The organism is Sphingobacterium sp. UBA6317 (genome assembly GCF_002440385.1).
Classification (GTDB): domain Bacteria; phylum Bacteroidota; class Bacteroidia; order Sphingobacteriales; family Sphingobacteriaceae; genus Sphingobacterium; species Sphingobacterium multivorum.
On record NZ_DJTD01000069.1, the window covers coordinates 13,728 to 27,303 of the forward strand.

Below are 13,576 nucleotides of genomic sequence, written 5' to 3' on the forward strand. Positions count from 1 at the left end.
ATAATGAAAAATTTAGATAAGGACATACAAAAGAAAATCGAAGATTGGTTAACCCCAAGTTATGATGAAGGAACTCGAAAAGCAGTTCAGGATTTAATCGACAATAATGAGGAGACGGAACTTACGGATTCTTTTTACAAGGATCTTGAATTTGGAACCGGAGGTTTAAGAGGCATTATGGGCGTTGGCTCTAATCGTATGAATAAGTATACGATCGGCAAAGCCACGCAAGGATTAGCCAACTATCTAAAGAAACAGTTCCCAGATCAGGAGATTAAAGTAGCGGTATCTTATGACAGCCGTAACAATTCGCAGGCTTTTGGCCAGCTGGTTGCCAACGTGTTTGCAGCCAACGGCATCAAGGTACATCTGTTCACGGCATTGCGCCCGACCCCAATGCTGTCGTTCGCCATCCGCCATTTCGGCTGTCAAAGTGGTGTTATGCTAACGGCTTCGCACAACCCAAAGGAATACAATGGTTATAAGGCTTATTGGAATGATGGATGCCAGCTGACTGCGCCACATGATAAAAATGTAATCGATGAAGTAAACGCAATCAATGCTGTGAACGACATTAAATTTGAAGGGAACACACACAATATCATTCCCGTCGGCGATGAAATTGATCAGCTCTATATTGACGCCAATAAAAAATTAAGTATTCATCCTGAAGCGGTACTCGCTCAAAAAAACTTGAAAATTGTTTTTTCGCCGATACATGGAACCGGAATTACTATTGTCCCTAAAATGCTGGAAGCCTGGGGATTTGAAAATGTTTCAGTCGTTGCTGAACAAGCCACCCCTGATGGCAACTTTCCAACAGTAATCTATCCAAACCCCGAAGAGGAAGATGCGATGGCCTTAGCAAAGAAAAAAGGAGAAGAAATTGATGCTGATCTTGTATTAGCAACAGACCCTGATGCCGATCGTGTAGGTATTGCCGTAAAAAATAGTAAGGGCGAATTCCAACTGCTCAATGGTAATCAGATCGGAAGTCTACTGATATATTATGTCTTAAGCGCAAAAAATGAGCTAAAACAACTCGGATCGAATCCATATATTGTAAAAACCATCGTCACCAGCAACTTACAAGCCGATATTGCAGATCACTATGGTGTAAAACACTATGAAACCCTTACTGGCTTCAAATATATCGGTGAATTGATTACCAATTTAGGTGATTCAGCACAATATCTTGTGGGCGGAGAAGAAAGTTATGGTTTCTTAGTAGGCGATTTAGTGCGTGACAAGGACGCTCCAAACTCTTGTGCTTTCCTAGCCGAAATGACCGCCTATTTCAAAACAAAAGGAAAAACAGTTTACGAAGTCCTGTTAGATATCTACAAAGAATTTGGCTGTTATCAAGAAAAGCTCATTTCTCTTACAAAAAAAGGAAAAGCTGGTGCCGAAGAAATTCAAGCCATGATGAATGGCCTACGTCACAATCTACCAACGATACTGGGAGGAATAAAAGTCAAAGAAATCAGGGACTACCAACTTTCCCAAACCACAGATATGAGTACAGGGGAGCGAAGAGCAATCTCGTTACCAAAGTCTGATGTGTTGCAATTTATTACAGTAGATGGCGATGTGATCTCTGCCAGACCCTCAGGAACAGAACCCAAGATTAAATTTTACTGTTCTGTAAAAGAAAACTTAACGGATACGGCAGATTATGTCGATGTGCAAACTGTTTTGGAAGAGAAGGTTGACCGTATGATGAAAGATATTGTAGGCTAATGGACAAGTGGAAACTATTATCCTCTGCATATATCTGTAAAGAGCCTTGGGCCACGCTGCGCAGAGATACTTGTGAGCTTCCGGATGGACGGATCAATGATCATTATTACGTACTGGAGTATCCCGATTGGGTCAATATGATCGGAATCACTGAGCAGAACGAGCTTTTGGTCATTAAGCAATACCGCCATGGAGCCGGCATTATTGCATTGGAGATTCCCGCAGGGACAACAGAAGCGGGAGAAGATCCTAAAAATGCCGCTGTGCGTGAAATGCTTGAAGAAACAGGCTATCAATTTGATCAGATTGAAGAGATCGCCACACTTTATGCCAATCCGGCGACAAGTGGCAATATCACTTATACTTATCTGATGACAGGCGGCAAAAAAGTTCAGGAACAGGACTTAGATGAACATGAAGAAATCGAAGTCTATCGTATACCGCTTGAAGAAGCGAAAAGGATGCTACTGGACAACAAATTCAACCAGGCACTCCATGCGAGTGCACTATTCTATGCTTTTAATAAATTAGGCTTGTTATAAAACAAGCCTAATTTTATTCTGTTTTTTTCATTCATACTTTTAATTTTCACTAGCATGCTGATTTTTGTACCTTTGCGTCATGGCAAGAGAAATTTTTGAAACCAAACGAAAGGCCCTGAAAATAAATCTGAACCCAGAGATTTATGGAACCTTTGCAGAAATCGGTGCTGGACAGGAAGTCGCACGTAACTTTTTCAACGCAGGAGCAGCATCAGGCACAATTGCTAAAACAATGTCGGCTTACGACATGGCTTTCAGTGATGCGATTTATGGTGAAGAGGCTGATGGTCGTTACGTCAGCAGAACACGTTTAAAGAAAATGCTCTCCCATGAATTCGATCTTCTTACTCAACGGCTTCATGGCGATAAATACTGCAACAAAAAATTCTTTGCCTTTGCAGATACCGTAACAACGCTCAATTTCACGAAGACAAATGAACCTCATGGCTGGATCGGACTTCGCTTCCAGCATGAAGTGGGAGGCCCTACAAATGATATTATTGTCCATGTAAGACTGCTAGACAGCGACAACCAATTACAACAAAAAGTTTTAGGTATCATTGGTGTTAACCTGTTATTTGCAGCTTATTATTATACAGACAATGTGCAGACCATGATCGAATCATTGGTCGATAACCTTTCTGTTGGTTCCGTTGAGATTGACCTGGTTAAATTAAACGGACCGCTGTTTGAAAACGTCAACCAACGTCTCATCAACTTATACCTGATCGCAAAGGGATTTGCTAAAGCCGCAATATTCCAGCCTGATGGCAAAGCAGTACAAATCAAAGATTATCTGTACAAAAAGAACATTATTTTACTTCGTACCAAATACCGTCAGAAATCCCTTCCAAACTTTGATCTCTTCAATCTTGCCGTTGAACAGTTCAAAAAAAATACGGGTGCAACTGACGCAGACACCATTGTATTAATTGAGGTGCTGATGGGAAATGTCCTGGAAGACACGCATGAAATTACAGGTGAGGACCTTCAAGAATTTGCTTCTAGAGCTGACGAATTATGTGCAACAGGCAATAATATTATCGTGAGCAACTTTAGAAGAAATAATCATTTAGCAGAGTTTATAAGCAACTTTAAGCCCAAAAACATTGGAATTGCAACCAACGTTTACAATTTAAAGAACATTTTCAATTCAGATAATTATAATAAAGAGCTATACACAAATGAACTCCTTTCCTATATCTCTGGAATGTTCAACAAAAATGTGAAACTCTATGCATATCCTTATCTCTTGAAAAAAGAAAATAAGATTATTACGACGCACAATATGCCCGTTTCTGAAGAAGCCAAACCTTTGTTTGAATTCTTAATTAAAAACGGCTATATCATCGATATTGAAAATTACGACGAGAAATTTGTAAAAACCGTATAAGCAAATCGTCTGCAAAATTTAAATTCATTATCTAGCCCAATTTTCTTAAATTGGGCTATCTTTATTTTTATGCCTTATGACGCAAGAAAATGTAATCCTGGTTGACAGCAATGACAATATGATTGGTAGCATGGAGAAATATGAAGCCCATGAAAAAGGGCTATTGCACCGTGCTTTTAGTGTATTTTTGTTCAATGATCAAGATGAATTACTGCTGCAACAAAGAGCTTTAAGTAAATACCACTGTGGCGGACTTTGGACCAATAGCTGTTGCTCGCATCAGCGTCTGGGAGAAACTAACGTAGAGGCCGCCAAAAGGCGCTTAATGGAAGAACTGGGCATTACAGCAATGGACCTTCAAGATACCTTCTCGTTCGTTTATAAGGCTCAATTTGACAACGGACTTACGGAGCATGAATTCGATTATGTCTTATTTGGAAAATTTAATGGAACTCCAGAATTTAACGAAGAAGAAGTTGCCGAAACAAAATACTTGAATCGGCAGGAAATTCAAGATGCAATACAACAGGCACCCCAGCAGTTTACGCCCTGGTTCAAACTCATCTATGAACGTGCTTTTGATACGTATTTCAGTATATATAAAAACAAATTATAACGGTCATATACCATACAAAAAAGATCCTGCCTTTTAAAAAGCAGGATCTTTTTTCTTTCGTTTGGTGAAGCACTATAAGAATTTTTTATAGATGGAATAAAGAATCTTAAGGTCATTCTCTCCCATGAACGCTGTATTTACGTCCTGCTGAATGTAGTGAATCTTAAATGCTTTTATTGCTGCATCCAGGTTACTCACATCGTATCCGATGATACGTAATGCCATTTTCGGATTAAAGTCTGCTGGCGGCGTCTCTAAATAGTCCTCATACCAAAAACCGAATCCTTGATCAGCCAGTTTTTTCCAAGGAAAACGTGATGGATCGTTTTTTCGAGTTGGTGCCAGATCCATATGTCCAATAAAATTTGCCTGCGGAATTCTATAAGTCGTTTTTAAATAGGCCAGCAACTGCGTCAAGGCATTTATCTGTGCATCAGTCCAAGGGTCAGTGGTCCCATTATTGTCTAGCTCAATGCCAATAGAAGAAGAATTGAGGTCCGTATCATTGCCCCATTTCCCCAACCCTGCATGATGCGCACGATAGAGGTCATTGACCATCTGCACTACTTTCCCATCCCGACCGACCACATAATGGGAGCTTACACCTGCTTTCGCGGAATGAAATGTACGGATGGTCTGTCCCAAGGAATCCTGTGCTGTATGATGAATAACAACAAAATTGGGCTTACGGATACCGAAATTAATCGAGGCGATCCATTGTTGATCTTTGACATTCACCTTCTCCAATTGACCGGTAACAGGCGATTGTTTATAGAGTTTTGACAATTCTTTTGCTTGCTTCTTATATACCTTTTCAGTCTTTGCGTATTTCCCCCCCGCACAGGACGCAAGCAATGCTGTCGCGACAAGAAGATTGATTGATAATTTTACAATTTTCATAACGAAATGTTTCAACGCAAACTAAAGCAAATTTGCCAACAAAAGCAAATTTATTAAGTCCATCTTATTGTCCGGGATATTTTCCAAACGCTCTTTTCTCATGCATATGTGGGACAATGTTGGTTGTTAAACTGGGACAATACAGTTTTAAAAAAAGCCCAAACCAATGTTTGAGCTTTTCCCTATCAACTATGCATTTCTTCTTTATAGAATAATTACGTTTTTATTATTTTAGTGCGCTGAGGTTTAATTTTGGCAAAAAACCTTTTAGCTCGTCCAGGCTATACCCATTTCCCCGAAGGGTAATTAAATAGCGATCTTTCTCGAGATAACTTATTTCGGAATTTTTCGCCGTTGAGCCTTCCACTCCTTTGCTATCCGTTGTTTTTGCCCGTTAGCCTTCAAACTCGCCAGTTTTTTCTATTTCAGTATCTGTAATTTTCTCTGAATCTACCATGAAGCCCATTTGCGCTAAGCCCACGATTGCCGAAGCTGTCTCGCCCGCCCCATCAATAATATTGACTTTAATTTCCTTTTGGTTATCTACAGTATATGTCGCCTCTCCAGATACAACCTCTGCCCCATACATGGATCCGCCAGAATAGGAAGTTCTTTTTAAACCATCTAAGCTTTCCGGTAAAAAAGCCTTCAACTCTTCCGAACTTAATGGTTTTTCGGATTTAAGTTTGGCTTGAAGGTCTTCCAATTTTTTTGCTCCATCACTCAGGTTATCCAAGTTGGATACTCCTTTAACTACATCCGAAATCCCAGCCTCTTTCTCCTTAGCATCTTCACTCCCTTCACTGGATTTGCTGTTGCCGCAGCTCGCGACCAAAAGGCCCAGTCCTAAGAGAACAGGCATTACTTTCCATTGTCTTTTCATGATTATCAGTTTTAATTAAAACGCCAAAAAGAACAAAATAATATAATTAATCTAAATTTTAAAATCTGTTTGTATACGATCCTTCGACGGTAAAGTTTAACCAGAGTACCGTTCTATTTTTCTTTTACTCATGCACCTGAACAGATTGCACAAAAAAGGCCCCTATACGAATATAGAGGCCTTCATTATATTATAGCTACCGAGACTATGCTTCGGCGTACTCTTCAATAGATGGACACGAACAAATCAATGTACGGTCACCTTGAGAGTCGTTTACACGACCTACCGAAGGCCAGAATTTACGTTCTCTTACATACTCCAAGGGGTATGCGGCTGTTTGACGGCTGTAGGGTCTGTCCCACTCATCTGCGGTTACAACCGAAGCTGTATGTGGTGCATGTTTCAGTACGTTGTTAGCTTGGTCTACGTCTCCTGCTTCAACCGCAGCGATCTCTTCACGGATAGCAACTAATGCATCACAGAAACGATCCAATTCAGCCTTAGACTCAGATTCAGTAGGCTCAACCATCAATGTTCCTGCAACAGGGAAAGAAACAGTCGGTGCGTGGAAACCATAATCCATTAAACGTTTTGCAATATCTGCAACCTCGATACCAAAGTTTTTGAATCCACGGCAATCTAAGATCATTTCGTGTGCACAACGTCCGTTAGTACCTGAATAAAGTACTGGATACGCATTTTCTAAACGTGCCTTAATATAGTTTGCATTTAATATTGCGGTTCTTGTCGCATTTGTCAAGCCTTCACCACCCATCATTGAAATATAAGCATGGGAAATAAGCAAGATTGATGCTGAACCAAATGGAGCTGCAGAAACAGCAGAGATACCCTCTTCACAAGAAGTCGAAACCACTTCGTGGTTAGGTAAGAAAGGAACTAAGTGTTTTGCAACACCGATAGGTCCCATACCTGGACCTCCACCACCGTGAGGAATACAGAATGTTTTATGGAGGTTCAAGTGACAAACATCGGCACCAATATGCCCTGGGCTTGTCAATCCAACCTGTGCATTCATGTTCGCACCGTCCATATAAACCTGACCGCCATTTGCATGAACAATTTCACAGACTTCAATGATCGACTCTTCAAATACACCGTGTGTAGAAGGGTAAGTCACCATCAGTGAGTTCAAGTTTGCAGCATGTTCAGTCGCTTTTGCTCTTAAATCTGGAATATCGATATTTCCTAATTCATCACATTTCACAACGACCACTTTTAAGCCTGCCATAGAAGCAGAAGCAGGGTTGGTTCCGTGTGCAGAAGCAGGGATCAAACAGATATTACGTCCATGATCACCACGGCTCTCATGGTAAGCACGGATAACCATCAGACCAGCATACTCGCCTTGTGCTCCTGAATTTGGCTGGAAACTCATCTTCGCAAAACCAGTGATCTCAGACAACCAATCGTTCAATTCGCCAATCATTTGCATATATCCAGACGTTTGATCTGCAGGAGCAAATGGATGCAAACCACCAAATCTCGCCCATGTAACTGGCACCATTTCAGCTGTAGCATTCAATTTCATCGTACATGAGCCCAATGGAATCATCGAGTGGCAAAGCGATAAATCTTTTGCTTCCAACGATTTGATATAGCGCAACATCTCATGTTCAGAATGATAGCTATTAAAATTTGGATGTGTTAAGTAGGCAGAAGTACGTACTAAATCGGCAGGAATTGAAGAACCTAAATTCTCTTCTAATGCATCGAAATCTACGTCATTCAATGTTTTACCTTGAATTTTAGCAAATACTTTGACGATCGTCTTAATATCTTCGTATGTGGTTGTTTCGTCGATAGCAATTGAAACTTCCGAACCATTATAATAGAAGTTTAATTCGTTATTTAATGCTTCAGATTTCAAAGCACCAGCATGTGCACCTAAGTCTACACGTAAAGTATCAAAATAAGCCGCATTCAATTGCGTATAACCCAACGACTGTAATGCTTGATCCAACAGATTGGCCAAAGCATTGATACGTGATGCTATATTTTTGATTCCTTCTGGGCCATGGTACACGGCATAGAAAGAAGCCATAATCGCTAAAAGAGCTTGTGCAGTACAAATATTTGAAGAAGCTTTATCACGGCGGATGTGTTGTTCACGAGTCTGCAAAGCCATACGCAATGCATACTTTCCATTTGAATCGGAAGTAACACCGATAATACGACCAGGGATATTACGTTTAAAGCTGTCGCGTGTCGCAAAATATGCTGCATGAGGACCACCAAAGCCCATCGGTACGCCAAAACGTTGCGAATTACCAACAACAACATCTGCACCCCATTCTCCAGGAGGCGTTAACAATGCTAAACTCATCAAATCTGCCGCAGCACATACGGTAATATTCTTACTGTGAGCTGTAGCTGCAAATGATTTATAATCAACAATTGAACCATCCGCTGCAGGATATTGAACAAATGCAGCAAATACATCATCTGTTAATTCTGATTCAGCAATAGCCGCAATTTTAAGTTCAATACCAAAAGACAAGGCACGGGTCTTCAAAACATCAACCGTCTGCGGATAGGCATTGTCCGACACCAAGAATACATTAGCATCTTTATTTTTCCGAGCTGAATAAAGCATAAACATGGCTTCAGCTGCAGCCGTAGCTTCATCCAACAAAGAAGCATTTGCTATTTCTAAACCAGTAAAGTCACAAATTACAGTCTGGAAGTTCAATAAAGCTTGTAACCTACCTTGTGCGATCTCCGCCTGATAAGGAGTATACTGCGTATACCATCCTGGGTTTTCAAATACATTTCGTTGAATGACGCCCGGAAGGATCACATCGTAGTAACCTTGACCAATAAAAGATTTAAAAACTTTATTTTTCTCAGCGATTTCCGCAATACGCTTTAAATAGGCTACCTCAGACAATGCTTTAGGAAGATTTAAAGGTTTTGGAGCACGAATTTGAGAAGGGACCGTTTGGTCAATAAGTTGGTCAATTGACGAAACGCCTAATTTAGCCAACATTTCATTCGCTTCAACTGGACTTGGGCCATTGTGGCGACTTTCGAATTTTTCTTGGAAGTGTATATTGCTCATGTGTGCAAAAAGTTAACGCTTATAGATAGTTAGCGACATAATAATTAGGCAATTAACTCTCTTATAAACAGTCGTTTTTTGGATGAGCAAAGATAGCAAAATAAATGACTGAAAACGAAGCAAAAAAGTGGATAAAAAGTCAGTTTTACTGAGCTACTGAAATGCAATCGATTGTCTTTGTCAATTAATTTTTGGAATAACCTCAAACATACAGATTGTTCATTATAAATATAACAAACAATACAACAATCGCTTGCTACAATTTAAAAAAAACACCGGGTTATCTGTTATTTCACCTACGCATTTCTTTCATTACTTCACTATTCTTTTTTGCAATGCCAATGAATTTTCAATAAATTAGTATATGTACCAATTGTAAAGTGACTTCGAAATAACGATATACACTTTTTTGCAAAGAACAACTGATATCAAGGGTATTTTGCTATCAGGAATCTTAACAAAGAAAACATTATCCAGCTAGGGAAGGATCTCTTTTGACAAATGTAAATTATCACAAAAAACGAATATCATTTCTTTTTAACGAATATAAAACAGCGAAGTAACGATTATAAACCATGAGAAAACAGGTAACAGACAGCGTTCTTTTAGTAAGACCCTCTGTCTTCCGTAAAAATGAACAGACTGCGGTCAACAATTTCTTCCAAAAGGATATCGAAAATCTCAGTATAGAAGAAGTCAACAAAGAAGCGCAAGGAGAGTTCGACGCGCTAGTAAATGAATTGAAGTCACATGGAATTTTGGTGACTGTCATTCAGGACGACGAGAAATCAGAAAGCCCCGACAGTATATTCCCCAATAATATTGTCTCCTTTCATCAGGATGGAAAAATAATTTTTTATCCTATGTTTGCTCCCAATCGTCGAAAAGAACATTTATTGGATTTCGAAGGTCCGTTGAAGCAAAACGGTTATTATGTAAAACTAACTAAAGATCTCAGTGAAGCCGAAAACAATAAACAATATTTGGAGGGCACTGGCGCACTCGTTTTGGACCGAGCTCACCGTATAGCCTACTGTGCCTTATCCGAAAGGGCGGACAGAAGTATGCTCGATGAATATTGCAGAACTGAAAACTATACACCTGTTGTATTTCACGCCTTCCAAACTGTCCATGGAGAGCGGAGACCTATCTATCACACCAATGTGGTGCTAGCCGTAGGCGAAGACTTTGCCATCTTATGTCCGCAGGCAATTGACGATCCCGCCGAGCTCAAAACCCTACTGAAAAGTTTGAAAGATACAGGCAAGGAGATCATTGAAATCAACGAGAACCAACTCGAATCTTTTGCGGCAAACTGCCTCCAAGTGAGAAACAAATATGGGAATCGGTTTATTGTCCTGAGCAATCAGGCTTTATCCTCATTGACTTTATACCAAACAGCGCAATTAGAAAAGCATGGTAAAATCATCCATCAGGATCTACATGTTATCGAGACCTGTGGTGGCGGAAGTGTGCGTCACATGATGGCCGAAGTTTTTCTTCCGAAAGAAAAAATACTGAGCTAACCATCAAATATCACGATGCTAGCGGAAAACATCCTTTTAGCAGGTCTACTCTACCACTTTAGGCTTACGAATAAACAAATAAAATGCCCCTTGAAGCCATTGCTCAAAGGGGCATTACCTTTTCTAAAACAATCTAATTTCTCCAGCCAATTTAGAACGAATACCTCAATCCCAATTGGAATTGGTACGGATTTCCTGAAGGTGACACAATACCAGAGTTGTTCAATCTATAATTGAACTGTTGCTTAACCGGGTCAAATGCAGGAATTTCGGGATTACCATTTGCTGCCGCGGTTTTTGATACAGCGTACAACGATTGGTTACCTAAAGATTCATTGACTCCCCAGGTTTTCTTAAAGAGATTCGCGACATTGAATACGTCTGCAGAAAGCTCCAAAGCATGCGTTTTGTAGAGGTTGAATTTTTTAGCTATTCTTAAATCAATCAAACCGTAAAAACCATTAATACCACCATTTCTTTCCGCCATCTTACCTTCATACTTTTTAATATAATCTTTCAGACTTTGACTGGCTTCACCATTCGCCAACAAGGCATTCATGGCATCAGCCAAAGCTTTTGGTGTGTTTGTACTATTGGGATCGAAAATAAAGGCCAAGTCATTCGAATTGGATACAAAATCGCCATTGATGTTACCTCCAGCAAGTAAGCTGTAGCGTGTTCCACCAATTCCCGAATAACGAACCCCTACACTGACACCATAAAATGTAGGTAGTGTACCATAAATAACAATTTTGTTTCGGAATTGATTATTCGAATAGCTCATCTTACTCAAATCTCTTGGATCATCTTTTACCGCCAGCGATAAGGTCGCTGTATTGGCAACATTTCCATTGTAGGATGTGTTATCTTTCGCATCGTTCCACGTGTAGCTTACAGAAATCGATCCATCTTTGTAGTACTGATAACTTGCATCCAATACAACTGCAAACTGATTTACTTTTCCCTCAGAGTTCAGTTCTAACACGCGTCCAAACTTATTGGAAATCCTTCCCTGTTTCCAATCTGGAACACCATTGACAATAGCCGTCGCCGGTACGAATACCCCACGATTATCTTCATTCGCCAATCTAAAGAACGGATCTTGAACCATATTACGATCAACATACATGTAGTTGTTGCGTCCTAGATTCATATATCCTGAAAGACTTGCTTTTAATTTTTCGGTAAAGAAGTGCGTGTAAGAAACATTGGCCTTGTACACCACTGGTATTTTCGCATCAGCTCCGTAGGTATTGATCGTTGGCACTTGAAATTGAGCCAAGGTTGGCGTTTTTGACGGATCTTGTCTGTACCCCACAAAATTAGGCGTAGGTACATCGTTACCGCGAACATCTACCGTTGCGAAATGCTTCCCATCAAAAGTTAAATTATTGATGGTCATATAATTATTAATATCAGATGCAAAGATACCTGCCCCTACACGGAAAAAATCTTTTCTTTCTTCATTCACATCCCAAGTCATCTGGAAACGCGGCTGTACTACAAAGGATTTCAACTTGTGATCTGTACGCACCCCCACTTCTTTCAATAATTCTTCATTCAGTGGAGAGGTTGGGTAATGACCATAATCCAATCGTAGTCCCGCAACCAAATCCAATCCTTTTGCCAATTTAGTCTGCAACTGTCCATACGCCCCAGCATTAAATATCTTTCCAATAACAGTTGGATCTGCCACTAAGGGAACTTCCCGGTAAAATGCGTAAGGTTTTAAGTTTGCAAAATTTTGCAATGCCGTATTGGTCGCATCGTCCCTAAAATGAAAACGTCCGTTGACTTCACTTCCGTAAATCGAATTTGCATGTGTATACATCAAATCCACACCAAAAGTATAATTGATATTGTCTGTGCTATAATACAAGTTATTGACCAACTGTACGACATTATTCTTAAAGGACTCCTGGGCAAACCGGTGACCGCCTAATTGGATGTTGGTCGACAGATTACTTCCATCAATGGTAGACACCACATTCTCAACAATGGCACGGGGAATGTTTTGACTAGGCAACATGTCGCCAGGACTACTTTTTTGAAAAGTATACAGGTGTTGCAATTTCAGTTCATTAGTAAGCTTGGGGGAAATGGAAGTCCGTAAAGTTGCTAAAAAACTGTTATCAATATTCTTGTCATTTCCGTATGATTCATATAAATTGATAGCGGTATTATCCTCCAGACCAAGTTTATTGAGGTCACTTGTAAAGTTATTGCGTATTGTCAATAAGTTCTTTTCATTGATCTGCCAGTCTATACGACCAAAAACAGCGTCAGAATTACGTTTTTTATCGAAAGAACCATATTGCCTATCATTACTCAATCCATATTTTTCACGACCTATCCGAATATACTCATCTAAGGTAGATTGAGTAACATTAAAACGTTTTTCATCTGCGGGAGAATTGATATCCGCAATAATCAGTGGGCGGGCATCCCGTTGATGATCCCATGCAACAAAATAATGTAATTTGTCTTTAATGATCGGACCGCCCAATGTAAATCCATATTGATAGGTAGAAAAATCATTGCTTCGTTTGTTTCCTCTGATATCGTAGGGACTGGACAACCAATCGGCCCTTGAATAAAGCCAAGCGCTTCCGTGCGTTTGATTTGTTCCCTGTTTGGTCACCGCACTAACGGTTCCACCGCCCGCTCTTCCGTAGGTCACATCATACTGGTTGGTGACCACTTTAAATTCCCGGACTGCTTCTATCGAAATGGAGAAAGGTGCGCCGCTACGGCTGGTTGTCGAACCTGCAGAAGTCGGATTTTTGGCATTCATACCATCGATGGTAAAATTGGTAGAAGAGCCCAACTGGCCACCGATATTATCGCCCTTACTCAAAGGAGACAAATCCATTAGCGACGTAAAATTCCGGCCGTTG

Annotated in this window: 9 protein-coding genes; 5 read left to right on the forward strand and 4 right to left on the reverse strand. The window is 40.2% G+C overall.

From position 1 onward, the window contains the following. The first annotated feature begins 3 nt into the window (after positions 1-3). From B3E92_RS23480 to idi, 4 genes are all read left to right on the forward strand, one after another. Entirely contained in the window at positions 4-1,740 is a 1,737-nt protein-coding gene (locus tag B3E92_RS23480; protein WP_286803597.1) for a phospho-sugar mutase, read from the forward strand. Further along, entirely contained in the window at positions 1,740-2,282 is a 543-nt protein-coding gene (locus B3E92_RS23485) for an NUDIX hydrolase (protein ID WP_201639932.1), read from the forward strand. The genes B3E92_RS23480 and B3E92_RS23485 overlap by 1 nt, the downstream gene beginning before the upstream one ends. 79 nt (positions 2,283-2,361) lie before the next feature. Continuing rightward, a complete protein-coding gene (locus B3E92_RS23490; protein WP_201639933.1) occupies positions 2,362-3,675 on the forward strand; it encodes a nicotinamide mononucleotide adenylyltransferase in 1,314 nt (437 codons plus the stop codon). A 76-nt stretch (positions 3,676-3,751) separates the two neighbouring features. Beyond that, a complete protein-coding gene (gene idi, locus B3E92_RS23495) occupies positions 3,752-4,291 on the forward strand; it encodes an isopentenyl-diphosphate Delta-isomerase (protein ID WP_286709763.1) in 540 nt (179 codons plus the stop codon). Positions 4,292-4,363: 72 nt separating this feature from the next. On the opposite strand, the gene B3E92_RS23500 is transcribed toward idi, so the two are convergent. From B3E92_RS23500 to gcvP, 3 genes are all read right to left on the reverse strand, one after another. After that, complete coding sequence (locus tag B3E92_RS23500) at positions 4,364-5,191, reverse strand: N-acetylmuramoyl-L-alanine amidase (RefSeq protein WP_286709764.1); 828 nt, start codon at positions 5,189-5,191, stop codon at positions 4,364-4,366. A gap of 394 nt (positions 5,192-5,585) precedes the next feature. After that, the gene (locus B3E92_RS23505; RefSeq protein ID WP_286898465.1) at positions 5,586-6,074 is read right to left on the reverse strand and encodes a hypothetical protein; all 489 of its coding nucleotides are present in this window, start codon (positions 6,072-6,074) and stop codon (positions 5,586-5,588) included. Positions 6,075-6,279: 205 nt separating this feature from the next. After that, entirely contained in the window at positions 6,280-9,153 is a 2,874-nt protein-coding gene (gcvP, locus tag B3E92_RS23510; protein ID WP_286898467.1) for an aminomethyl-transferring glycine dehydrogenase, read from the reverse strand. 575 nt (positions 9,154-9,728) lie between these two features. Between gcvP and ctlX the strand changes: the two genes are divergently transcribed. After that, on the forward strand, positions 9,729-10,679 hold the full coding sequence (gene ctlX, locus B3E92_RS23515) for a citrulline utilization hydrolase CtlX (protein ID WP_286898468.1): 951 nt from the start codon (positions 9,729-9,731) through the stop codon (positions 10,677-10,679). 151 nt (positions 10,680-10,830) lie between these two features. On the opposite strand, the gene B3E92_RS23520 is transcribed toward ctlX, so the two are convergent. After that, positions 10,831-13,551 carry a TonB-dependent receptor gene (locus B3E92_RS23520; RefSeq protein ID WP_236586145.1) on the reverse strand — a complete coding sequence of 907 codons (2,721 nt, stop codon included), beginning with the start codon at positions 13,549-13,551 and terminating at the stop codon, positions 10,831-10,833. Between the last annotated feature and the right edge of the window lie 25 nt (positions 13,552-13,576).

What these genes read in the sequence shown, in the direction of transcription:
- B3E92_RS23520 (WP_236586145.1), bottom strand. Translation starts at nt 13,551, where the DNA reads ATGGATTTGTCTCCTTTGAGTAAGGGCGATAATATCGGTGGCCAGTTG.
- B3E92_RS23500 (WP_286709764.1), bottom strand. Translation starts at nt 5,191, where the DNA reads ATGAAAATTGTAAAATTATCAATCAATCTTCTTGTCGCGACAGCATTG.
- idi (WP_286709763.1), top strand. Translation starts at nt 3,752, where the DNA reads ATGACGCAAGAAAATGTAATCCTGGTTGACAGCAATGACAATATGATT.
- ctlX (WP_286898468.1), top strand. Translation starts at nt 9,729, where the DNA reads ATGAGAAAACAGGTAACAGACAGCGTTCTTTTAGTAAGACCCTCTGTC.
- B3E92_RS23490 (WP_201639933.1), top strand. Translation starts at nt 2,362, where the DNA reads ATGGCAAGAGAAATTTTTGAAACCAAACGAAAGGCCCTGAAAATAAAT.
- B3E92_RS23505 (WP_286898465.1), bottom strand. Translation starts at nt 6,074, where the DNA reads ATGAAAAGACAATGGAAAGTAATGCCTGTTCTCTTAGGACTGGGCCTT.
- B3E92_RS23485 (WP_201639932.1), top strand. Translation starts at nt 1,740, where the DNA reads ATGGACAAGTGGAAACTATTATCCTCTGCATATATCTGTAAAGAGCCT.
- gcvP (WP_286898467.1), bottom strand. Translation starts at nt 9,153, where the DNA reads ATGAGCAATATACACTTCCAAGAAAAATTCGAAAGTCGCCACAATGGC.
- B3E92_RS23480 (WP_286803597.1), top strand. Translation starts at nt 4, where the DNA reads ATGAAAAATTTAGATAAGGACATACAAAAGAAAATCGAAGATTGGTTA.